Origin of the sequence: Streptomyces sp. NBC_00386, from assembly GCF_036063235.1 — a bacterium.
GTDB lineage: Bacteria > Actinomycetota > Actinomycetes > Streptomycetales > Streptomycetaceae > Streptomyces.
In genome coordinates, this window is the sequence record NZ_CP107950.1 from 4,552,217 (window position 1) to 4,575,525 (window position 23,309).

A 23,309-nucleotide genomic window follows, 5' to 3' on the forward strand; every position below is an offset into this window, starting at 1 on the left:
TGCGTACGGTAGTTGGATGCCGCCGGTCTTAGAAAGGCAGACCGGGGATGCCGCTGCCGCCGCCGAGCCCCTGGGTGAGCGGGCCGAGCGTCTGCTGCTGGAGCGCCTGCGCGTTCTCGTTCGCCGCCTGGACGGCCGCGACGATCAGGTCGGCGAGTGTCTCGGTGTCCTCGGGATCGACCGCCTTCGGGTCGATCACCAGGGCGCGGAGCTCTCCGGAGCCCGTCACGGTCGCCTTCACCAGGCCGCCGCCCGCCTGGCCCCCGACCTCGGTCCGCGCCAGTTCCTCCTGCGCGTTCGCCAGGTCCTGCTGCATCTTCTGGGCCTGCTGCAACAACTGCTGCATATTGGGCTGGCCACCACCGGGAATCACGATCAGCTCCTGGTTCGAGTACGGCTGTCCGAGCGTTTTCTCCTGTCCAGCATGAGCCTACGTGGTCGACGGGCCCGTCGCCCAAGCACTCTTTCGAGTGACATCACAGCAGCGCCTATACCTGATCAAGGCCCACTTCCGGGCGGAAAAGCCGGTAAAGCCGGTCCATCGCCACCCATTGAGCGGTAGGAAGGGGGCCGCGCATTCGCACCACGCGTCACACGACGTCACGCGCTGTCGGTGCCGTCGCCGTCGTCACGGTCGTCAGCGTCGTCCCCATCACCGTCGTCAACTAGGGAGTGCCGGGTGAGTCAGCCGGAGATGCAGCCGGAGGGGCCGCTCCAGGACGGGCGGAGCGAGGGCGCGGCGGGGCTGCGGCCGGGTGACCTGACCGGTCGGCCCTTTCCGCTCGGCGACTGGGGGGAGCCCGCCGAGCGGCTCCACGAGCTCTACCGCTGGGTGGAACAGGGGGCGCTCGACACGGCCGCCTGGTATCTCTCCGACCGCGTGTGGAAGCGACGGACGGCGCGGGTGCTGCGGTCCGGCGCGACGCTGGGGGCCGTCGCCGGGGCCGCGCTGCCGCTGCTCGACCTCACCGGAGCGGTGCGGGGGGCGGCTCCGTGGGGCTATCTGGCGCTGCTGCTCGCGGTCTCCTGTGTCGCCGTCGACCGGTTCTTCGGTGTGACCTCCGGATGGATAAGGGACGTGGCCACCGCGCAGGCCGTGCAACGGCGGCTCCAGGCACTTCAGTTCGACTGGGCCTCCGAGAGCGTCCGGGAGGTCCTCGGACCCGCCGACGGAACGGCCAGCGAGGCGGCCGACCGGTGCATCGGGGTGCTGCGGAGGTTCTCGGAGGACATCACGGAACTGGTGCGCACCGAGACGGCGGACTGGATGGTGGAGTTCCGCACGGGACCGGCGCCACTGGGGATCCAGTCGTCGTCGGCGGGAGCGCCCCGGCCCGAGGGACCGCCGCTGAACGGGCGCACCCCGCTGCCGCCGGGAACCCGCCCGAACATGCCCCGCCAGCGCCCGCCCGAGCCCCGGTAGCGGCCGGTGCCACGGCGTCAGCCGGCTCCGCAGATCCTCAGCCCGACCGGCGTCCCGCAGGGGAGATGTCCGTGGGTGCGGACGACGTCCTGGCCGCTGCCCCGGGTGATGTAGGAGAGGAAGCTGGAGGCGAGGGAGTCGGCGGGCGGCTGTCCGTAGGTGTAGGCGTACTCGATCTCGCGGTACGGATAGTCCGAGGTGCCGCGCTCCAGGTCCTCGACGGAGGCGGTGTGGCCGTCGAGGCTGATCCTGTGCAGCCTCTTGTGGCCGGCGGCGCCGTTGAGCTCGCTGTAGCCGATCGCGCCGGGCAGCTCGGCCACCGCGTTCAGCACCTGCTCGGTGGAGTCGAGTTCGCACCGCACGACCGGGGCCGTCGCGTCGTCCTTGTGGGCGCAGTCCAGCGAGGAGTTGGCGATCTCGCCGCGCCCGAGCACCCGGCGCTGGAACACCTGCCGCGTACCGGAGTTGGCGTCCCGGCTGACCAGCAGGACGGGCCGGTCGGGTCCGCCGAGCTGCTTCCAGTTCCTGATCTCGCCGCGGTACAGCCGCCGCACGTCGGTCAGCGACAGGTTCCTGACCGGGACGGAGTCGTTGACGACCAGCGCGAAGACCGACACCGCGATCCGGCTCTCCCGCAACTGCGGGAAGACACCCGGCTTGGGACCGTCGGAGAGGGCGACGAGGGCCGGGGACCCCTTCTTCGACGCCTGCCCCGCCGCGTCGAGTTCGCGCACGCCGGCCGTGCTGCCGTGGGCGTCCACCGTGATCGCGGAGCCCTGGCAGGCGTGCTCGTACTTCTCGGCCAGCTCGCGCATCACGGGCGCGAAGGCGGTCGAGCCGGTGACGGTCAGCGTGCCCTGCGCGCAGCCGATCGGCGGCGGGGAGTCGTCGCGCAGGACGACGATCAGGGCGAGAGCGACGACGCAGACCGTCAGGAGCACGGTGATGAGCCGGGCCGCGCGGCTGAACAGCGGTGGCTGGTCGTCCGGTGTCGTACTGCGGTTGGGCCGGACCTCACCGTCCCGGATGCCGCCGACGATCCGTATCGGACATCCCACGTCGCCGCCCGACAGCAGGACGAGCAGCTTGAAGTGCTCGCCCCGGTTGAGCGGGACCCTCGGGATGCGCAGCGTGCCGTCCTCGTAGCCGAGCCCGGCGGCCTGGGTGAAGTGGTCCATCAGGTGGTCGGTGCCGGGCGGCTGGGTCACGGACACACCGCGGATGGTGCGGTCGGTGAACACCGCGGTCAGTCCGTGCCGTTCACGGCTCGTGTAGTCGTCCCCGGCGATGCTCTGCGAGCCGTCGTTCTCGATCCGCAGCAGCACGAGGGTGGCGTCGGACATGCCGGGGGCCTCGTCGAACAGCCCGAGCCGTACGTTCGCGCGTCCCGAGCGCACGTCGTCGCCGATGGGATTGTCCATCTGCACGCGGTAGCCGACCCTCTTGCGGCGCGGCACCCTGCGCTCGTACCAGACCATCACGGCGGAGGCGACGACACCGATGACGGCCGTCCCGACGGCCACGACGTTCTCTGCGCTCAGCCACTCCACGTGAGCCACTCCCCCGAGCCTGCGGTGCGGTCACCGTACGGCTCTGGCCGGAAACAACCCACATACGGGAAGTGAACTTCGACGGCCGTGGCCGGTACGGCGGCCGGAGCGTTCCCGGGGGGGGTCCCGTGGGCCACAGCCCGCGGAACCCCCGGCGCGTTCCGGGCTCAGCCGGTCTTCGTGTAGGTCAGCTCGGCCTCGGCCGCCGAGCCGGTCTTCGCCCGCCGCAGCCGGCCGTCCGGCAGGAGGGTGACCTCGGAGGCGTCGCCCGGCTTGCAGGACGGCGGTTCCCCGACGGTGACCTGAGAGGGGCCTATCTCCAGCGGACCGCCGGCTCCCGGGGCCGTGGCGAGGGCGGCCTGGAAGACACAGTGGTAGTTGCCGCCGTCCGCCGTGACCGTCAGCACCGGGTCTCCGACCTCGCCCTGCTGGATGGTCATCCGGCGGGTGTGGTGTCCGCTGTCGTTGTCGATGACCGCGTCCCAGGTGCCGAGGAACGCCTCCGGGACGGTGCCGCCCTGTGTCGCCGGGTCGCTGGGCGAATCGGAGGCGGTGGCCGGAGGCTGCGACGCGCTCTGCCCCGGTGTCGTCGCGCCGGAGGCCGTGGCGGACGCCTTGGGGTCGTCCTGGCCGCCTCCGCCGCCCCGGCCGTTCAGCAGCGCGAACACGCTGCCGCCAGCGCCGAGCGCGACGACCAGGGCCACGACCACGAGCAGGGCCGTGGACCGGCCGCTCCGGTGCGGGGGCTCCGGTCCGAGCGGGGCGACGCCGGGACCGTACGGAGGGGTCGCGCCGTAGGGCGGAGTCGCGCCGCCGGGCCCGTACGGATGGGCGGCCGCACCCGGACCGTAGGGAGGCGTCGAGCCGTAGGGCGGCTGGGCCGAGCCCCAGCCGGCCTGCGGGTAGCCGTACGCGGGGTGGGCCGGGCCCTGGACGGGGGGCTGCGGGTGCTGCTGCGGATAGCCGTACGCGGGGTGCGGGCCGGCCGGCGCCGCCGGGGGAGGCGTCGCGCCCGGGCCCGCGATCACGGTCGGGAGGTGGTTCACGGGGCCGGGCTGCCCCGGAAGGGGCGGGTTGGCGCCCCCCTCGGCGGGCGCGTGCTCCGGGGAGGCCTCGCTGGACGCGGCGGGCGCCGAGGAGGAGGCGGAGGGCGTCGAGGAGGCGGCGGAAGCCGAGGAGGAGGCGGAGGGCGAGCCGGTGGGGGGCTTGGAGAAATCGGGGGCGGCGACGGGTGCCGGCGGCAGGGCGGGGGCGGCACCGGGCGCGGGCGGCAGGGCGGCCGGAGCACCCGCCCGGGGCCGCTCCGGTCCCCCGTCCGGGTTCTCCGTGTCCAGCAGCCGCACGGCGTGCCGCCCGAGCTGGGCCACCAGCGAGCCGGGCAGCCAGGGGTCGAGGGTGCGTCCTTCCGCGACGGTCTCCTCCGCGCCCGTGCGCTCCAGGATCTCGTCGAGACCGGGCCGGGCGCCGGGATCCTTGCGCAGACAGTCCCGCACGAGGTCGGCCAGCCCCTCGGGCACCCCCGTGAGGTCGGCCTCCTCCTGCGCGATGCGGAACATCATGGCGTGCACACCGCTGTTGGCCGCGCCGAACGGAAGGGCGCCGGTGGCCGCGTACGACAGGACCGAGCCGAGGCAGAAGATGTCGCACGCCGGCGTGACGCGGTCGCCGCGCACCTGCTCGGGGGCCATGAACCCGGGTGAGCCGACGAGGGCCCCGGTGTGGGTGAGGCCGCCCTCGGTCAGCGTCTCCAAGGCGCGCGCGATGCCGAAGTCGATGACGCGGGGGCCGTCGATGGTGACGAGGACGTTCGAGGGCTTGAGGTCACGGTGGATGAGGCCCGCGGAGTGGATGTCCTTCAGCGCGTGCGCGAGGCCCGCGGCGAGAATGCGCACGGAACGCTCGGGCAGCGCGCCGTGGTCGCGTCCGACGACGGCCTGGAGCGAGGGCCCCGCGACATAGCCGGTGGCCACCCACGGGATCGGGGCCTCGGTGTCCGCGTCCAGGACGGGTGCGGTCCACAGCCCGCCGACCCGGCGCGCGGCCCGCACCTCCTGGCGGAAGCGGGCCCGGAACTCCTCCTGCTCGGCGAGTTCCGGCCGGACGAGTTTGACCGCGACGGTACGTCCCCGGTCGGACCGTGCGAGATAGACGTGGCCCATCCCTCCGGCACCGAGTCTCGCCAGCAGCCGGTACGCCCCGATCTGCTGCGGATCCCCCGCCCCCAGGTTCTCCATGGCAGTGCCCACCCTCCCCCGTACGTGTGCAACAGACCGAGGATAGTGCGCCGTACCGGGCATCGGGCGGGGCAGTGTCCACGGTTCCGTCACGACTGGTGCCGTTTTGGTAACGGGTCCCACCGTTGTCCTTGCCGTCCCCGCCGGGGACCGCCCCGGGCTGCCTCCCGGCCAAGCCCGACAGACTGTCGCGGAAAGCCCCCGACCGCAGACAGGACGCCGATGTCGCGCCCGGCCGGCGGACATTTACGCTTCGCCGCATGACCCCTCAGCCCAACCCCCAGGCCGGCGCCGCCGTGAAGGCCGCGGACCGCGCGCACGTGTTCCACTCCTGGTCCGCGCAGGAGCTCATCGACCCGCTCGCCGTCGCAGGCGCCGAGGGGTCGTACTTCTGGGACTACGAAGGCAAGCGGTATCTGGACTTCACCAGCGGGCTCGTCTTCACCAACATCGGCTACCAGCACCCGAAGGTCGTCGCCGCGATCCAGGAACAGGCCGCGACCCTGTCCACGTTCGCGCCGGCCTTCGCCGTCGAGGCGCGTTCGGAGGCGGCCCGGCTGATCGCCGAGCGGACCCCGGGCGACCTGGACAAGATCTTCTTCACCAACGGCGGCGCGGAGGCCGTCGAGAACGCCACGCGGATGGCCCGGCTGCACACCGGCCGTCCGAAGGTGCTCTCCGCCTACCGCTCGTACCACGGGGCCACCTCCACGGCGATCAACCTCACGGGCGACCCCCGGCGCTGGCCGAACGACAGCGGCGCGGCCGGTGTCGTCCACTTCTGGGCGCCGTTCCTGTACCGCAGCCCCTTCCACTCCGACAGCGAGCGGCAGGAGTGCGAGCGCGCGCTCCAGCACCTTGAGGACACCATCGCCTTCGAGGGACCGGGGACCATAGCGGCCCTGATCCTGGAGACGATCCCGGGCACCGCGGGGATCATGACGCCGCCGGCCGGCTACCTGACCGGGGTGCGGGAGATCTGCGACCGCTACGGAATCGTCTTCATCCTGGACGAGGTCATGGCCGGGTTCGGCCGCACCGGCAAGTGGTTCGCCGCGGACCACTACGAGGTGACGCCGGACCTGATGACCTTCGCCAAGGGCGTGAACTCCGGCTATGTGCCGCTGGGCGGCGTGGCGATCTCCGCCGCCATCGCCGAGACCTTCGCCAGGCGGCCCTACCCGGGCGGGCTCACCTACTCCGGGCACCCGCTGGCCTGCGCCGCCGCCGTCGCGACGATCAACGTCATGGAGGAGGAGGGGATCGTCGGCCAGGCGGCCTCCATCGGCGAGACCGTCCTCGGCCCGGGGCTGCGCGACCTGGCCGAGCGGCACCCGAGTGTCGGCGAGGTGCGCGGCACGGGTGTCTTCTGGGCGCTGGAGCTGGTGAAGAACCGGGAGACCCGGGAGCCGCTGGTCCCGTACAACGCGTCGGGCGAGGCGAACGCGCCGATGGCGGCGTTCGGTGCCGCGGCCAAGGCCCGCGGTCTGTGGCCCTTCATCAACATGAACCGCACCCACGTCGTACCGCCGTGCAACATCACCGAGGCCGAGGCCAAGGAGGGCCTGGCGGCCCTGGACGCGGCACTGTCGGTGGCGGACGAGCACACGGTGTGAGGTCCGGGGCCTGTCTGACAGGCCTCAGGGGGTTCCCGTCCCTGGTGGGTCGGCCGTACCGGTTCCCCGCGCCCCTTCGGGGGTGCCGGGGAGTCCGTCCGCCGGCCCCCACGGCGTATGGTGTCCTGCTCGTAGAGATACGCGAGTAGATACGCGCACCCAACCCACGCGACGGGGAGTGAGACCACCACCATGGCCGGCATCGGCGGCAGTGGCGCCGTAACACGCAGCACCCTGCGGCAGCAGATCGCGGACGCGCTCCGTGACGAGGTGCTCGGGGGTCGCCTCCGGCCGGGCCAGGAGTTCACGGTGAAGGAGATCGCCGAGCAGTACGGCGTGTCCGCCACCCCGGTCCGCGAGGCCCTGGTCGACCTGTCGGCCCAGGGCCTCCTGGACGCCGACCAGCACCGCGGCTTCCGCGTCCACGAGTACTCGGGCGCCGACTACCGCGGCATGATCGAGGCGCGCAGTCTGATCACGGAGGGCATGTTCCAGAGCCTCGTGGCCACCGGCATGCCCCAGGCGGACGACCCCCGCGCGCTCGCCCAGCTCGCGGCCGTCCGGCGCCGCGGCGAGGAGGCCCAGCGCGCGGCCACCGCCGGCGACCTGAAGATCCTCATCGGCTACGACCTCCGCTACTGGCGCGAGCTCAGCAACCTGTTCGGCAACGCCTATCTCGCCGACTTCCTGCACCGGATGCGGGTCCAGTCCTGGGTCTGCACGGTCCAGCATCTGCGCCACGTCTCCGATCTCAAGGGCCATCTGTGGTCCGGCCACACCGAGCTGGTGGACGCCCTCGCGCGCCGCGACGCCGACGGGGCGCGGGCGATCGTGACGGCGTACAACGAGCACGCGCTCACCCTCATCGAGCGCCTCGACGCCCCCTGAGCCGCGGTCCGGACGCGGATCGTCCCGTTCCCGTGTTTGAGGACACCCCCCGCGGGCGATCGGGGGGATGGGGAGGTGTCCCCGGGGAGCGGTCGACCCCGGCCATCGGGAGGCCTACTTGCGTACCGGCCTCTTCACAGGACCGCCACGCGCATTACGCTGCCCTGACCACCCTGCACCCCAAGGAGCAAGAGGAGCCGTCTGTTGGCCTGTGACCTGTGGTTGGTCCCGCTCGTCGACGTGCTGTGCCACACCCCCGACAACCCCTTCGCCGAGGAACTGGCGCTCTACGACAAGGTGCTCGCCGAGGCCGGGCTTCCCCCGGTGCCGGTGTACGCGTACATGCCGGGCCTGTCGGGTGACGTGGCCCCGGTCGCCGGCTTCGACTACGACGCGCTGCACTTCCTGCGCCGCGCGTACCTGCTCCAGATGTGCGGGCTCGCGGTGGCGCCGGTCGATGAACTCGGCGGCGACTACGAGCAGTTGCTGGAGATGTTCGAGACGAACGCCCAGCAGTCCCATCTGGTCTGGCACTACGACCACGCGGGCGCCTACGTTCCGGTGGAGTTCCCGCACCCGCTGGCCAACGACGAACTCCTCGCGGGCGGCGGGCCGTTGGGCTCGTCCCAGGCTCTCCTGCGCGAACTCGAGTTCGTGGCCCCCTCGATCGGCATCGACCCGGCGAATCCGCCGGCCCCACCACAGCCCCCGAGCGCCCCGACGGAGCTGGAGGAACCCGCCGCTCCGTCCCCCTACGACTCCAGCCCCTTCGCCCGTGAGCGTCACGTCTGGCTGGGCCTGCACGCAGCCGCGACCCGGAGTCTCGCCCAGGGCTCCATGATCGTCTTCAGCTGATCCGGCCGTCCCACGGTGCGGGGCCCGGCCGCGTGCCCGCGTGGCCCCGCACCGGCGGGGACGGAGTCCGCCCGGCCGGTCGTCAGCCCAGCTGGGGCGGGCGCTCGTAGGGCGGGTGCTCGCTCGTAGGGCCGGCGCACCGAGCGAGCCGGACCGGACCGGAAGCGGAAATCCGACCCGTCAGCTCGACTCGCGCACCACAAGCCGGCAGGGAACCGTGTGGACGCCCCCGCGCCCCGGCTCCTCGCCGTCCCCGGCGTCGTCCTCGGTACCGGTCTCGGTCTCGGCGTCGGCGTCGATGGCCTCCAGGAGGCGCAGCGCGGCGATCCGGCCGATCTCGCTGAGGTCCATGTCGATGGTGGTCAGCGGCGGACGGCAGGCCAGCGCCATGGTGTCCCAGTTGTCGTAGCCAACGACGGCGATGTCACCGGGAACGTCCACACCCCGCTCGCGGAGCGCGTCGGCGACACCCCGGGCGATCTGGTCGTTGCCGCAGAAGAAGGCGTCGGTGTCCGGGGCCGTGCGCAGCACCGCGTCGGCGGCCCGGCGCCCCCATGCCTCGCTCCACTCGCCGAAGTGGACGCGTCCGGTGGCAAGCCTCAGCGAGGAACGCCCGAGGTGCTCGGCCGCGTGCCGGGCCCGGTCGCGGGCGGCGGCGTGGTGCTCCGGGCCGGTGACGTGCGCGATCCGGGTGCGGCCCGCCGCCAGCAGGTGTTCCACCGCGAGCCGGGCGCCACCCCGGTCGTCGGAGACGACGGAGGTGTCGGCCGGGTCGGTGGACGGGGAGAGCGCGTAGACGATGGGGATCGGGTCGACGCCCGTGAGCGGCGGGCGCGGGTCCGTGCGGCGGCCGGTGACGATGATGCCGTCCACCCTGCGGTCCATCAGGTTGCGCAGATGGTGCTGCTCACGGATCGAGTCGCCCCGGGTGTCGCACAGCAGCACGGAGATCTTCCCGGCGCCGAGCGCGTCCTCGGCGCCGAGCAGCACGGGGGTGGAGAAGCGGCCGATGCCGTCCGTCGTCATCAGTCCGACCGTCCAGCTTCGGCCGGTGTGCAGGTTCCGGGCGTGCTGGTTGGGCCGGAAGCCAAGCGAGTCGACGGCGTCGAGAACCCGCTGGCGGGTCTCGGGCCGCATCCGCCCGCCGCCGTTCAGCGCCTTCGACGCCGTGCCCACACTGACCCCCGCGAGGGCGGCGACGTCGGCGAGCTTGGCCCGGCCTGCGAAGGACGAACGCGGAGCAGAAGTCACGGGCAATCCTTTTCCTTCGCGTCGACCAGGACGGCACCGGCCCTCGTCGACGACATTGGCTACCCCATCGTGCCAGCGGCCAGGGATCCGAGCCAGAGCCGGAGCAGCAGAGAAAATATTGCGCCGCGACCCTTGACCCCTCCCGCCGCCTCCCCTCTACTTTCGGGCAGGAAAACGGTTGCTCAAACGAGCTCCGAGCAATCGGCCGGGCTCCCGCCCGAGCACCGTGCCGCCCGTGGTCGAGCAGTCGGCCGCGCCCCTGCCTGTACCCGAGCGCCCTGCCGTACCCGTCCTCGAACACGTCACGACCTGTCGAACGCGTTCCGACGAGAACCGGAGAACCATGCCCCGCACACGCTCCGCCGCCCGCCCCGGCACGGGACCCGTCCACCCCACTCCCGGTGCCCGTGGCGCACTGCGCCCCGCGCCCGCCACCATCGGCGGCGGCTTCTGGCACACCCGCCGTGAGGTCAACGCGCGCACCTCCGTCCCCCAGGGCCCGGACCTGCTGGAGTCGGCGGGCAACCTGCACAACCTGCGGCTGGCGGCGGGCACGGCCGAGGGAGTGTTCCAGGGCGCGTACCCGTTCCTCGACACCGACGTCTACAAGTGGCTGGAGGCCGCCGCCTGGCGGCTGGCCGGGGAGCCCACGGGCGCCCTCGCCGCCGAGGTGGACCGGATCATCGCCCTGGTCGCCGCGGCCCAGCAGCCCGACGGCTACCTCAACACGTGGTTCCAGCTGCGCGGGAACGGCGAGCGCTACCAGGATCTGCGCTGGGGCCACGAGCTGTACTGCGCGGGCCACCTCATCCAGGCGGCCGTGGCCCACCACCGCACCACCGGGCGCCCCGAACTCCTCGACGTGGCCCGCCGTTTCGCCGACCACATCGACACGGTGTTCGGCGTCCCGGACAGCGGGAAACCCCTGGACGGCATCGACGGCCACCCCGAGATCGAGACCGCCCTGGTCGAGCTCTACCGGGAGACCGGCGAACGCCGCTACCTCGACCTGGCCGGCTACTTCGTCGACCGGCACGGCCACGGCCTGCTCGGCGGCGAGGCCTACTGCCAGGACCGTGTCCCGGTGCGCGAGGCGACCACCGTGGAGGGCCACGCCGTACGGCAGTTGTATCTGCTGGCCGCGGCGGCGGACCTGGCGTCCGAGACCGCCGACGCCGAACTCCGCGCGGCCACCGAGCGGTTGTGGCAGGCCATGGTGGCGACGAAGACCCACCTCACCGGCGGGCTCGGCGCGCACCACGACGAGGAGGACTTCGGCGATCCCTACGAACTCCCCAACGAGCGCGCCTACTGCGAGACCTGCGCGGCCATCGCCTCCGTCCAGTGGAGCTGGCGCATGGCCCTGCTCACCGGCGAGGCCCGCTACGCCGACCTGATCGAACGCACCCTCTACAACGGCTTCCTGGCCGGGGTCTCCCTGGACGGCGAGCGCTGGCTGTACGTCAACCCGCTCCAGGTCCGCGACGGCCACACCGACCCCGGCGGCGACCAGTCGGCCCGCCGCACCCGCTGGTTCCGCTGCGCCTGCTGCCCGCCCAACGTCATGCGTCTGCTGGCCTCCCTGGAGCACTACCTCGCCTCCACCGGCCCGGACGGTCTCCAGATCCACCAGTACGTCACCGGCGAGTACCGTGCCGAACGGGCCGGCGCCCCCGTCGTCGTACGCGCCGAGACCGACTACCCCTGGCACGGCACGGTCGCCCTCACCGTCGAGCAGACGCCCGACGCCCCCTGGACCCTCTCCTTGCGCATCCCCCAGTGGTGCGGCTCCTTCCGCGTCCACGACGGCGAACGGACCTACGACGGCACGAACGCGCCCGTCCGGGACGGCTGGCTGCGCCTGGAGCGGACCTGGACCCCCGGCGACCGGGTGATCCTCGAACTCGCCCTGGACGCCCGGCTCACCGCCGCCGACCCGCGCGTGGACGCCGTACGCGGCTGCGCGGCGATCGAACGCGGCCCGCTCGTGTACTGCCTGGAGCAGGCCGACCACCCGGGCGGCGGCCTGGACGGCATCGTCCTCGACACCGCCCGCCCGCTCGCCGTCAAGCAGCGCCCCGAACTGCTCGGCGGCGTCACCACCGTGCTGGCCGCCGGACACCGCCGCGAGCTCCCCGACGACGGCTCCTGGTGGCCCTACCGCCCCGCCGGTCACACGGCGGCCCCGGCCGGGGACCCGGTCGAGCTCACCGCGATCCCCTACTACGCCTGGGCCAACCGCGAGGACGGCGCGATGCGCGTCTGGCTGCCCACGTCCTGATCCGCGCACCCGCGCACACCTCTCTCCCCGTCTCCCGACAACGAGGTCACCCCGTGAGAAGCACCCGCCGCACCCTGACCGCAGCCATAGCCACCGCCTGTGCCCTCGCCTCCGTCACCGCGTGCGGCGGCGGCTCCGGCTCCTCCTCGTCCGGTACGTCCTCGACGTACACCTTCTGGGACCCGTACCCGCAGTTCGACGCCTCGTCCGACTGGGGCAAGCGCGTCACCGCCTGCGGCACCGGCGCCGGGGTGAAGATCAAGCGCACCGCGTACGACACCACGGACCTCGGCAACAAGGCGCTGCTCGCCGCCCAGCAGGGCAACGCGCCCGACGTGATGCTGGTCGACAACCCGGTCGTCTCCACCCTCGTGGAGGCCGGCATCCTCACCAGAACCAGCGACCTCGGGCTCGACACGGCCTCGATCCAGAAGAACATCATCGGCGCGGGCACCCTCGACGACGCGGCCTACGGCGTCCCCATCGGCGCCAACACCCTCGCCCTCTACTACAACAAGGACGTCCTCTCCGCCGCGCACGTGGACCCGGCCGGCATCAAGGACTGGGCGTCCCTGACGGCGGCCCTCAAGCAGATCAAGGCGGCGGGCAAGAAGGGCATCACCTTCTCGGCGATCAACACCGAGGAGGGCAGCTTCCAGTTCCTGCCCTGGTTCTGGGGCGCCGGCGCGGACCTCACCCGGCTCGACTCCGCCAAGGGCGTGGCCGCCCTCACCCTGTGGAAACAGTGGGTCGACGCGGGCTACGCCCCCAAGGACGTACTGAACAACACCCAGACCACCAGCTGGCAGGAGTTCGCCACCGGGGACTACGCCTTCGGCGAGAACGGCACCTGGCAGCTCGCCAACGCGGAGAAGGCCGGGTTCCCGTACGGAGTGGTCAACATCCCGGCGCAGAAAGGCGGTTCGGCGCCGGTCCCCACCGGCGGGGAGTTCGTCACCGTTCCCGTGCAGAAGGACACCGGCCGCTACGACACCACCAAGAAGATCGTCACCTGTCTGACCAGCGCCGAGAACCTCCTGGCGAGCGACACGACGCTGACCTATGTGGCACCCACCGCGGCGGTCCAGGCCCAGCAGGTCAAGGCGAACGCGAAGCTCGGGCCGTGGGTGGACGCGGTGGCGTCGGCGCGGGGCCGCACGAGCGGCGGCCTGGGCACCAAGTACCCCACCATCTCCCAGCAGTTGTGGACCGCCGTCCAGGCCGCCCTCTCCGGCTCCAAGGCCCCCGCCGCCGCCCTGTCCGACGCCCAGACCTCCGCGTCCAAGGGCTAGCAGGCGTTCCCTCGCCCCCTCCGCCCCTACCCGACCCGTACCCGGGGCTCCGCCCCGGACCCCGCTCCTCAAACGCCGGAGGGGCTGAAAATCACGCCCGCGAGGAACGGCGCCCGAGCCACCGCACACCCGCAGCCGGGATCCGGCGGAAGGGGCCGTGCCGGTACATCACATGCCCGTCGCTTACGTTCGGATCGAGCAGCGGCTCCCTCCCGGACTGACGTCTGATCCAACGGCGACGGGCGGATGTACCGGCACGGCCCCGACCCCCCACCGGACCGACACCGCACCCGGAAACCGCAGAGGCCCCCGCATGCTCACCCACCATCGCCGGAGCCGGCTGACGGCGCTGGCCTTTCTCGCGCCGCTGGCCGCGTACCTCGCCGCCTTCTACGCCTATCCCCTCTACCGCAACCTCGACCTGAGCCTGCGCGACTACACGGTCAGGTCCTTCGTCGCGGGCGACGCCCCCTTCAGCGGCTGGGACAACTTCCGCACGGTCCTGGACGACCCGTCCTTCGCCCCGGCGATGCGGCACACGATGATCTTCACCTTCGCCTCCATCGCCGTCCAGTACGCCGCCGGACTCGCCCTCGCCGTCTTCTTCGACCGCCGTTTCCCGCTGGCCCCCACCCTGCGGGCACTGTTCCTGATCCCCTGGCTGCTGCCGCTGATCGTGTCGGCGTCGACCTGGTCCTGGATGTTCAACAGCGAGTCCGGCGTGGTGAATTACGCCCTGCATCTGATCGGCGTCGACCCCGTCGGCTGGCTCACCTCACCGCACTGGGCGCTGACCTCGGTCATCGTCGCCAACATCTGGATCGGCATCCCCTTCAACCTGGTCATCCTGTACAGCGGCCTCCAGAACATCCCCGCCGAGCTGTACGAGGCCGCCGCCCTGGACGGAGCGGGCACGTGGCAGCAGTTCCGCCGCATCACGTTCCCGCTGCTGCGCCCGGTCTCGGCGATCACTCTGCTGCTCGGTCTCGTCTACACCCTCAAGGTCTTCGACCTGATCTGGATCATGACGAAGGGCGGCCCCGGCGACTCCTCGTCCACCCTGGCGACCTGGTCCTACCAGCTCGGATTCGGCACCCTGCTGCCCAAGTTCGGCCCCGGCGCCGCCGTCGGCAACATCCTCATCGTCATCGCCCTCGCCTTCGGGCTGCTGCACATCCGCGTCCAGAGGAGGCAGGAGCCGTGAAGTCCCGTACGACCGGCCGCCGTCACACCGTGATCGGCGTCGCCCTCACCGCTCTCATGCTCTTCCCGGTGTACTGGATGCTGAACGTGTCCCTCACCCCGCAGCGCGACATGCGCAAGAGCCCGCCCGACCTGTTCCCGCTGCACCCCACCTTCGAGGGCTACCGGGCCGTCCTGAACGACCAGTTGCCCTACCTGGGCACCAGCCTGCTCATCGGCCTCGGCACGGTCGCCCTCACGCTGGCACTCGCCGCGCCGGCGGGCTACTCCCTGGCCCGGCTGCGCCCGCCCGGCGCGGGCCCGCTCGGACTCGCCCTCTTGGTCGCCCAGATGATCCCGGGGATCGTCATGGCGATGGGCTTCTACGGGTTCTTCCTCGACCTCGGGCTGATCGACTCCTGGTGGGGCCTGATCGTCGCGGACTCCACCATCTCCGTGCCGTTCGGCGTCATGATCTTCGCCGCCTTCATGTCGGGCATCCCCGGCGAACTCATCTCCGCGGCCCGGATCGACGGCGCGGGCACCTGGCGGATCTTCCGCTCCGTCGTCCTGCCGGTGAGCCGCAACGCGATCGTCACGGTCTCGCTCTTCGCCTTCCTGTGGGCCTGGTCCGACTTCATCTTCGCCAACACCCTCGACGGCGGCGGCGACATGCGCCCCATCACCCTCGGCATCTACCACTACATCGGCAACAACAACCAGGAATGGAACGCGATCATGGCCACCGCCGTCGTCGCGTCCGTCCCCGCCACTGTCCTGCTCGTCCTCGCGCAACGCTATGTGGCCGCGGGTGTGACCGCGGGCGCCGTGAAGGACTGAGCAGGCGTTACCCGCTCCCACCTCCAGGAGGCTCCACCATGAGCCGCACGAGCCGCTCAGGCCGCACGACCCGGACGTTACGCATCACCCCGCCGGCCACCCCCACCGCCGTACCGACCCCGACCGCCGGACACCACCGCGCCCGTGCCCTGGCCACCCTGGGCGCCGTCGCCCTGGCCACCACCGCCCTGCTCGCCGCACCCCCCGCCCAGGCCGCCCCCACCGCGGCCACGACCCTGGTCGTCAACGCCGACCAGACCCTCCGCTCCGTGACCCATGCGGCGAGCGGCAGTCTGTACGGCCTCGCCGACGCGAGCACCCCGGCCGACAGCCTGGTCACCCCGCTCAAGCCGAACACCTTCGTACAGATGGCACCGGGTGGTTCCCAGCTCCCCAACGGCGAACCCGCGCCCGGGGGCGACGCGCTGAAGGTGGCCTCCAAGGCGGCGCGGGCCGGCGCCGGGGTCGTCGTCCGCATGCCCGACTGGTACCCGAACTTCCCCTACAAGTGGGTGAGCTGGAGCAACTGGCTGTCCGCGGTGGACACCCAGATCGCGTCGGTCAGGTCTTCCTCGGCCACGAACATCCGCGCCTACGAGCTGTGGAACGAACCCGACTGGACCTGGGACACCACGAACGCCGGTACGTTCGAGGCGGGCTGGACGCGCACCTTCAAGGAGGTCCGCACCAAGGACACCACCACGCCGATCCAGGGGCCCAGCCACTCGGCCTGGAACCAGAGCTGGATGAGCACGTTCCTCACCGCCGCCAAGGCCGCCGGCACCGTCCCCGACATCGTCGCCTGGCACGAACTCCAGGGCTCCCAGGACATCGCGGCGCACGTCGCGGCGTACCGCTCCCTGGAGAGCGGCCTCGGCATCAGCGCCCGGCCGATCTCCATCGAGGAGTACGGGACGCCGACGGAGGTGGGGGTGCCGGGTTCACTCGTCGGGTATGTCGCCAAGTTCGAGCGGACGGGCGTCCATGACGCCGAGCTCGCCTTCTGGAACCACTACGGCACCCTCGGCGACACCCTCACGGACACCGGCGGATCGCCCAACGGCTCGTACTGGCTCTTCAAGTGGTACGGCGACATGTCGGGCAGCATGGTCCCCACCACGCCTCCGGCCCAGACGGGCATCGACGGAGCCGCGTCCCGCACCGGGGACGGCCGGCAGATCAGCGTCGTCTTCGGCGGCGGCACCGGTTCGACGGCCGTGACCGTCAAGGGCCTGGGCTCGCTGTCCGCGTTCGGCAGCACGGTGCACGCCAGGCTGGAGTACACCCCGTCCAAGGGCCGCACCACCGCCGTCGCGGCGCCGTACACGATCTCGGAGGCCGACTACACGGTCTCGAACGGGTCCGTCACCGTGCCCGTGGCCATGAACGCCTCGGACGGCTACCACCTGGTGATCACCCCCAGCGGCAGCTCCACCTCGCTCGCCGGGACCTACCAGATCACCAACAGGAACAGCGCCCTCGCCCTGGACACCCAGAGCGCGGGCACGGCCCAGGGCACCGCGGTCGTCCAGGCGACGTCCACCACCGGCGCCGGCCAGTCGTGGACCCTCTCCTCCGCCGGATCCGGCCTCTACAAGATCACCAACAAGGCGAGCGGTCTGCTGCTCGGCATCACGAACGCGAGCACGGCGGCCGGCGGGACCGCGCTGATCTGGGCGGACAACGGCACCGCCGACCACCTGTGGCAGCTGATCCCGGCCGGTGACGGCTACTACAAGATCGCCAACTACAACAGCGGTCTGCTGCTCGGCGTGAACGGCATGAGCACCTCCACCGGCGCCCAGGTCCTCCAGTGGGACGACAACGGCACCGCCGACCACCTGTGGAGGCTGACCTCGCGCTGAGGCCGGCTCCCCGGGTACGGGTACGCCCCCGGATGTCGGCCGGGGGCGCACTCGTGGAACAACCGCTTCGGACACCGCCGCGGACCCGGTTCGGGCACCGCCGCGGATACCGCTCCGCGCTAGATGAACGAGTTGATCTCGATCGTCTCGGTGCGGCCCGGTCCGACGCCGATCGCGGAGATCGGGGCGCCCGACATCTCCTCCAGCGCCTTCACGTAGTCCTGCGCGTTCTTCGGGAGGTCACCGAAGGTCTTCGCCTTGGTGATGTCCTCCGACCAGCCGGGGAGGGTCTCGTAGATCGGCTTCGCGTGGTGGAAGTCGGTCTGGGAGTACGGGAGTTCCTCGACGCGCTTGCCGTCGATCTCGTACGCCACGCAGACCGGGATCTCCTCCCAGCCGGTCAGGACGTCCAGCTTGGTGAGGAAGAAGTCGGTCAGACCGTTCACGCGGGTCGCGTAGCGGGCGATGACCGCGTCGAACCAGCCGCAGCGCCGGTCACGGCCGGTCGTCACACCGCGCTCGTGGCCGATGCGCCGCAGCGCCTCGCCGTCCGCGTCGAAGAGCTCGGTCGGGAACGGACCCGAGCCGACCCGGGTGGTGTACGCCTTGAGGATGCCGATGACCCGGCTGATCTTGGTCGGGCCGACGCCGGCACCCGTGCAGGCGCCGCCCGCGGTCGGGTTCGACGACGTCACGAACGGATACGTGCCGTGGTCGATGTCCAGGAGCGTGCCCTGGCCGCCCTCGAAGAGCACGACCTTGTCCTGCTCCAGCGCCTGGTTGAGGATCAGGACGGTGTCCGCGACGTACGGCTTGAGCCGGTCCGCGTAGCCCAGCAGCTCCTCGACGACCTGGCTCGCCTCGATGGCGCGGCGGTTGTAGAGCTTGGTGAGCAGCTGGTTCTTGACCTCCAGCGCCGCCTCGACCTTCTGGACGAGGATCGACTCGTCGTAGAGGTCCTGGACGCGGATGCCCACGCGGTTGATCTTGTCCGCGTAGGTCGGGCCGATTCCGCGCCCGGTGGTGCCGATCTTCCGCTTTCCGAGGAAGCGTTCCGTCACCTTGTCGACAGTGACGTTGTAAGGCGTGATGATGTGAGCGTTTCCGCTGATCAGCAGCTTGGAGGTGTCGACGCCGCGCTCGTTCAGTCCGTTCAGCTCGGAGAACAGGACGGACGGGTCGACGACGACTCCGTTGCCGATCACCGGAGTGCACTCCGGCGTGAGGATTCCGGAAGGGAGGAGGTGGAGAGCGTATTTCTGGTCGCCAACGACTACCGTATGGCCGGCGTTGTTGCCGCCCTGATAGCGCACCACATAGTCCACGGATCCACCGAGCAGATCGGTGGCCTTTCCCTTGCCTTCGTCACCCCACTGAGCACCGAGCAGCACAAGTGCGGGCACAGGCGTACACCCCTTCCGGGCGGGGCATGTCCAAGGTCGGGGACGTACGTGGCCGTTTGTGGCTACGGCTGCGTACACCGGCGACCACCATTGGCCGCGACCGTCGGACCGGATGCCCCGGAATAGACGAAGCCCCTGGCGCAAAGGCGCAAGGGGCTCTTGCAGAAAGATGCTACCCGAGGAAGCGAGGCAGGACCGAGGTGGCGGCTTCCGACCAGCTCCTGGTGGTCATCGACCCGGTCGCCCGACGGACGGACGGCGAGTCCGTCCGGATCGCGAAAGACGTGCTCAGCGCGGGTGCGGCGACGAAGGTGTGCCTCCCGGAAGGGCCCGAGGAATTCGCTCGGGCGCTGATCCGACGGGGTGCGCGCCGACCCGTCGTCATCGGTGACGACGGTGCCCTGCTGCGGGCGGTGTCCCTGCTGCACCGGCGGCGGGAACTCGCCGCGTGCGCGCTGTCCTTCGTGCCCGTGGGCGGTGCGCTGTCGCTGTCCCGTTCGCTCGGGGTGCCGATCGGAACCGTCGCGGCGGCCAGGGCGGTCCTCGACGGGGCCGAACGGCGGCTCGACCTGCTCGTGGACGACAGTGACGGTGTGGTGCTCGGCGCGCTGCGCATCCCCTCGCTGCCCTCCCGGCCGTCCGCTCCGGTGCCCGTGGGAGTGCCCGGGGAGGAAGCCGGCGCGCGTCCGTGGCTGCGCACCTGCCAGTCCTTGGTACGGACCATCGCCTCCCGGCCGTCCCGGCTCGCCTCCGCACCGGCGACGGGGCCCTCCCGGCTGCGGATCGAGGTCGACGGGGTGTGCGTGGTGGACCTGGACCAGCCCGTGGAAACCGTGTCGGTGACACCGGGGGGCTCGGGCACCGGCGCCGAGATCGAGGTCCGCGCGGCGTCCGTGGGGGCCGGGTCCTCGCCCCTGCGGCTGCTGGGCCACAAGGTCACCGTCTCCGGCGCCGACTTCCGCTACGGCGCGGACTCCGTGGTGAGCGGCCCGGTGCGGACCCGGACGTGGACGGTACGGGAGTCGGCCTGGGGCCTGACCCTGCCGGCGACACCCTGACGGTGTGAGGGGCGGGAGGCGGGGGCGGGCCCCTGGCCGCCCCGGTGGCCCCAGCGCCCTGGCGACCGGGTGGCGGGACGGAACGCGGATCCGCTCCGGCGGGAAGGGGCGGGTGCTCCGACGCGACCGGGGCGGGTGTTCCGGCGGGCCGGAGGCGGGTGCTCCGGCGGAACCGGGGCGGGTGTTTTGGGGGACGGAGGCGGGGTCCTCCGGCGGGACCGGGAGCGGTCCGGTGGTCAGACGTCGTCGCCGAACAGCGTCTCGCGGTGGGCGCGCCAGCGTTCCATCATCGCGGCGACCTCACCGTCGACGAACTCGAAGAACGCGAGGGTCTCGGAGAGCCGCCGCCCGGCGGGGGTCGTGGAACCGAGGGAGTCGACACCGGCGCGCAGGGCGAGTTCCCAGCGCTTGAGCACCGCGTCACGGTTGGTCAGCGCCTCGTACCACTGGTTGCTGTGCACGCGGTACCGCTCGCGCCGTGAGCCCGGCTCCCGCTCGCGCGAGACCATGTGCTGCTGCGCGAGATAGCGCACCGCGCCGGAGACGGCGGCGGGACTGACCTGGAGCTGTTCGCCGAGTTCGGCGGAGGTCATGGCACCGGAGTCGGAGGCCAGCAGGGCGGCGAAGACGCGGGCGGGCATCCGCTGCATGCCGGCCTCGACGAGCTGGGCCGCGAAGCCCTCGACGAACCGTGAGACCGCCTCCGGGTCCCGCTCCGCCGCACTCGGTTCCGCCATCTGTCGATCATCTCCCCTGCTCACGCGTCACCGTCGAGTGTATCCAGGATTTATACGTTTCCTTAACTTCACAAATTTCTGAAAGAAGCGTACGTTCGGGTCATGACGAAGGCAATCAGCGTCGCCGGACTGCACAAGTCGTTCGGCAGGACGCACGCACTGGACGGTCTGGACCTGGAGGTCGAGGCCGGTGAGGTGCACGGCTTCCTCGGCCCCAACGGCTCCGGGAAGTCCACCACCATCCGGGTCCTGCTCGGCCTGCTGCGCGCCGACTCGGGCACGGCCCGGATGCTGGACATGGACCCGTGGGCGGACGCCGTCGAACTGCACCGCCGGGTCGCCTACGTCCCCGGAGACGTCACCCTGTGGCGCAACCTCTCCGGCGGCGAGGTCATCGATCTCTACGGGCGGCTGCACGACGGGGGCCGCGCCCGGCGCGGCGGACCGGGCGGCGGGCGGACCGGCGGCCTCGACCCGGCGCGGCGCGCCGAGCTGATCGAGCGCTTCGAACTCGACCCCACCAAGAAGGGGCGCACCTACTCGAAGGGCAACCGCCAGAAGGTCGCCCTCGTCGCCGCCTTCGCCTCCGACGTCGACGTGCTCATCCTGGACGAGCCGACCTCCGGCCTCGACCCGCTGATGGAAGAGGTCTTCCAGAAGTGTGTCCGGGAGGAACGCGACCGGGGCCGCACGATCCTGCTGTCCTCGCACATCCTGAGCGAGGTCGAGGAGCTCTGCGACCGCGTCAGCATCATCCGCAAGGGCCGGACCGTCGAGAGCGGCTCCCTCGCCGATCTGCGCCACCTCACGCGCACCAGCGTCACCGCCGAACTCACCGGCCCGCCGAACGGACTGGCGTCCCTGCCCGGAGTCCACGAACTGGACGTCCAGGACACCGGGGTCCGGCAGGACGGCGTCCGTTGCCGGGTCCGGTTCCACGTCGAGAGCGACAAGCTGAACGCGGTCCTGCGGTCGCTGACCGACTCCGGCGTACGGTCCCTGACCTCGACCCCGCCGACCCTGGAGGAGCTGTTCCTGCGGCACTACCAGGACGACGTACGGGCCGACGGATCCGAGGAAGGGGCGATGGCCCGATGACCGCCACGACCGCCGGCCCCTTCGCCGCACGCGTCGGCGGCTCCCGCCCCCTGGCCGGCACCGGAACCCTGCTGCGCTTCGCGCTGCGCCGCGACCGGGTGGTGATGCCGCTGTGGATCGGCGTCATCGCCCTGATGGTGCTCTCCCTGCCGGCCTCGCTGAAGTCCGTCTACAGCACCCCGGCCGAACGCGCCTCCCTGGCACGGCAGATGCTCGCCAACAGCTCCCTGCGCGCCACCTACGGACCGGTGTTCGGCGACTCGCTCGGCGGACTCACCGCCTGGCGCATCGGCGCCTACGCCGGAGTGCTCGCCGCCGTCATGAGCCTGGTCGTCGTCGTACGGCACACCCGGGACGAGGAGGAGAGCGGACGCCAGGAACTCGTCTCCGCCGCGATGGTCGGACGGCGGGCGCCGCTGACCGCCGCCCTGCTCGCGGCGCTCGTCGCCAACGGCGTTCTCGCCCTCCTCATCACGATCGGCCTCGCCGGACAGGGCGGTGCCGGGGCCCTGGCGCTGGGGCTCGCGATCGGCGCGACCGGGATGGTCTTCGCGACCATGGCCGCGATCGTCGCCCAGCTGACGGAGAGCGCGCGGCTCGCCAAGGGACTGACGGGCGGGCTGATCGGCGCCGCCTTCGTCCTCAGGGCGGCGGGCGACTCCGCGACCGACGACGGCTCGTCGGCGCTGACCTGGATCTCACCGGTGGGCTGGCTGGAGAACGTCCGCGCCTTCGCGGACGAACGCTGGTGGGTCCTGCTGCTGTTCGCCGCCGCCGTCGCCGCCCAGGGCGCCGCGGCCTACGCGCTCGCCGGGCGGCGCGATGTGGGCATGAGCTTCCTGCCCACCCGGCCGGGACCCGCGACCGGACGCCTCGGCACGGCCGGGGCGCTGGCCTGGCGTCTCCAGCGCGGCGCGGTGCTCGGCTGGAGCCTCGGATTCCTCGCGGCGGGCGCCGCGTTCGGCGGCATCACGAAGGGGGCCGCGGACCTGGTCGGCGACAACGCGAAGACCCGCGAGATCATCGAGCGGATGGGCGGGCAGGCCGGGATCACCGACGCGTTCCTCGCCGCCATGGTGAACATGCTGGGCATGGTCGCCGCGCTCTACATCGTCGCCTCCGTGCTGCGGCTGCACGGCGAGGAGACCTCGCAGCGCGCCGAACCCCTCCTCGCCGCCGCCGTCGGCCGGCTGCGCTGGGCCGGCGGACACCTCGTCCTCGCCTTCGGCGGCACGGTCCTGATCATGCTGCTCGGCGGGCTGGGCCTCGCTCTCGGCTACGGCGCCGAGCTCGGCGCCATCCTCGGCGCCTGCCTGGTCCAGGTCCCGGCGGTCTGGACCCTGGGCGGCCTCGCCGTCCTGCTCCACGGCCTCTCCCCCCGGATCGCCCCCGGTGCCTGGGCCGCGGCGGGCCTCGCCCTCCTCCTCGGCTGGATCGGGCCCGCCCTGAAGATCCCGCAGGCCGTCATGGACCTCTCCCCCTTCGGCCACCTGCCGAAGCTGCCGGGCGGAAACATGGCCTGGACACCGGTCCTCGTCCTCACCGCGATCGCTGTGGCCCTGACGGCAGCGGGACTGGTGTCCCTGCGCCGCCGCGACCTGGCGACATGAGAGGCGGGCCGCCCGGCCGAGCCGGAAGGCGGCCAGGCCGCTGACGAGCCCCCGGCGGCGCGACCTGCCGAGACGAGCGGTCGCGCCCGCCGTCACCAGGACTTCGGTGTCGGGGTCGCGCCGCCG

The 23,309-nt window shown here is 71.9% G+C and carries 18 protein-coding genes; 12 read left to right on the forward strand and 6 right to left on the reverse strand.

Annotation, left to right across the window (positions count from 1 at the left end; all coding sequences use genetic code 11):
* Positions 1 to 28: 28 nt before the first annotated feature.
* The gene (locus OG780_RS20035; protein ID WP_326786519.1) at positions 29 to 373 is read right to left on the reverse strand and encodes a YbaB/EbfC family nucleoid-associated protein; all 345 of its coding nucleotides are present in this window, start codon (positions 371 to 373) and stop codon (positions 29 to 31) included.
* 306 nt (positions 374 to 679) lie between these two features.
* Here OG780_RS20035 and OG780_RS20040 point away from each other — a divergent pair, with 306 nt between their 5' ends.
* Complete coding sequence (locus OG780_RS20040) at positions 680 to 1,423, forward strand: SLATT domain-containing protein (RefSeq protein ID WP_328450096.1); 744 nt, start codon at positions 680 to 682, stop codon at positions 1,421 to 1,423.
* A gap of 17 nt (positions 1,424 to 1,440) precedes the next feature.
* Here OG780_RS20040 and OG780_RS20045 read toward each other — a convergent pair whose 3' ends face one another.
* Positions 1,441 to 2,973, reverse strand: coding sequence for a substrate-binding domain-containing protein (locus OG780_RS20045; protein ID WP_328450098.1), 1,533 nt, complete (start codon positions 2,971 to 2,973; stop codon positions 1,441 to 1,443).
* Between the two features lie 167 nt (positions 2,974 to 3,140).
* The gene (locus OG780_RS20050; RefSeq protein WP_328450100.1) at positions 3,141 to 5,207 is read right to left on the reverse strand and encodes a serine/threonine-protein kinase; all 2,067 of its coding nucleotides are present in this window, start codon (positions 5,205 to 5,207) and stop codon (positions 3,141 to 3,143) included.
* A gap of 260 nt (positions 5,208 to 5,467) precedes the next feature.
* On the opposite strand from OG780_RS20050, the gene OG780_RS20055 reads away from it, so the two are divergent.
* From OG780_RS20055 to OG780_RS20065, 3 genes are all read left to right on the forward strand, one after another.
* Positions 5,468 to 6,823: an aspartate aminotransferase family protein gene (locus tag OG780_RS20055; protein ID WP_328450102.1), complete on the forward strand. Its 1,356-nt coding sequence runs from the start codon at positions 5,468 to 5,470 to the stop codon at positions 6,821 to 6,823.
* A gap of 192 nt (positions 6,824 to 7,015) precedes the next feature.
* Positions 7,016 to 7,711: a GntR family transcriptional regulator gene (locus OG780_RS20060; protein WP_328450104.1), complete on the forward strand. Its 696-nt coding sequence runs from the start codon at positions 7,016 to 7,018 to the stop codon at positions 7,709 to 7,711.
* A 204-nt stretch (positions 7,712 to 7,915) separates the two neighbouring features.
* Positions 7,916 to 8,566 (forward strand): hypothetical protein, encoded by a 651-nt coding sequence (locus OG780_RS20065; protein ID WP_328450106.1) that lies wholly within the window; start codon positions 7,916 to 7,918, stop codon positions 8,564 to 8,566.
* 180 nt (positions 8,567 to 8,746) lie between these two features.
* On the opposite strand, the gene OG780_RS20070 is transcribed toward OG780_RS20065, so the two are convergent.
* Positions 8,747 to 9,817, reverse strand: coding sequence for a LacI family DNA-binding transcriptional regulator (locus OG780_RS20070; RefSeq protein ID WP_328450108.1), 1,071 nt, complete (start codon positions 9,815 to 9,817; stop codon positions 8,747 to 8,749).
* A 343-nt stretch (positions 9,818 to 10,160) separates the two neighbouring features.
* Here OG780_RS20070 and OG780_RS20075 point away from each other — a divergent pair, with 343 nt between their 5' ends.
* From OG780_RS20075 to OG780_RS20095, 5 genes are all read left to right on the forward strand, one after another.
* Entirely contained in the window at positions 10,161 to 12,098 is a 1,938-nt protein-coding gene (locus OG780_RS20075; protein ID WP_328450110.1) for a glycoside hydrolase family 127 protein, read from the forward strand.
* Between the two features lie 53 nt (positions 12,099 to 12,151).
* Complete coding sequence (locus tag OG780_RS20080; RefSeq protein WP_328450112.1) at positions 12,152 to 13,390, forward strand: sugar ABC transporter substrate-binding protein; 1,239 nt, start codon at positions 12,152 to 12,154, stop codon at positions 13,388 to 13,390.
* Between the two features lie 313 nt (positions 13,391 to 13,703).
* The gene (locus OG780_RS20085) at positions 13,704 to 14,594 is read left to right on the forward strand and encodes a carbohydrate ABC transporter permease (protein ID WP_328450114.1); all 891 of its coding nucleotides are present in this window, start codon (positions 13,704 to 13,706) and stop codon (positions 14,592 to 14,594) included.
* Positions 14,591 to 15,412 carry a carbohydrate ABC transporter permease gene (locus OG780_RS20090; RefSeq protein WP_328450116.1) on the forward strand — a complete coding sequence of 274 codons (822 nt, stop codon included), beginning with the start codon at positions 14,591 to 14,593 and terminating at the stop codon, positions 15,410 to 15,412. Before OG780_RS20085 ends, OG780_RS20090 begins: the two co-directional genes overlap by 4 nt.
* Positions 15,413 to 15,450: 38 nt before the next feature.
* A complete protein-coding gene (locus OG780_RS20095; protein ID WP_328450118.1) occupies positions 15,451 to 17,277 on the forward strand; it encodes an RICIN domain-containing protein in 1,827 nt (608 codons plus the stop codon).
* Positions 17,278 to 17,396: 119 nt separating this feature from the next.
* On the opposite strand, the gene OG780_RS20100 is transcribed toward OG780_RS20095, so the two are convergent.
* Entirely contained in the window at positions 17,397 to 18,680 is a 1,284-nt protein-coding gene (locus OG780_RS20100; protein ID WP_328450120.1) for an adenylosuccinate synthase, read from the reverse strand.
* 200 nt (positions 18,681 to 18,880) lie between these two features.
* On the opposite strand from OG780_RS20100, the gene OG780_RS20105 reads away from it, so the two are divergent.
* Positions 18,881 to 19,738, forward strand: coding sequence for a diacylglycerol kinase family protein (locus OG780_RS20105; RefSeq protein ID WP_328450122.1), 858 nt, complete (start codon positions 18,881 to 18,883; stop codon positions 19,736 to 19,738).
* Between the two features lie 236 nt (positions 19,739 to 19,974).
* Here the strand turns inward: OG780_RS20105 and OG780_RS20110 are convergent, their stop codons facing one another.
* On the reverse strand, positions 19,975 to 20,475 hold the full coding sequence (locus OG780_RS20110; RefSeq protein WP_328450124.1) for a GbsR/MarR family transcriptional regulator: 501 nt from the start codon (positions 20,473 to 20,475) through the stop codon (positions 19,975 to 19,977).
* A gap of 102 nt (positions 20,476 to 20,577) precedes the next feature.
* Between OG780_RS20110 and OG780_RS20115 the strand changes: the two genes are divergently transcribed.
* Positions 20,578 to 21,573, forward strand: a complete 996-nt coding sequence (locus OG780_RS20115) for an ABC transporter ATP-binding protein (protein WP_328450126.1) — start codon at positions 20,578 to 20,580, stop codon at positions 21,571 to 21,573.
* Positions 21,570 to 23,183, forward strand: a complete 1,614-nt coding sequence (locus tag OG780_RS20120; RefSeq protein WP_328450128.1) for an ABC transporter permease — start codon at positions 21,570 to 21,572, stop codon at positions 23,181 to 23,183. The genes OG780_RS20115 and OG780_RS20120 overlap by 4 nt, the downstream gene beginning before the upstream one ends.
* Positions 23,184 to 23,309: the final 126 nt, after the last annotated feature.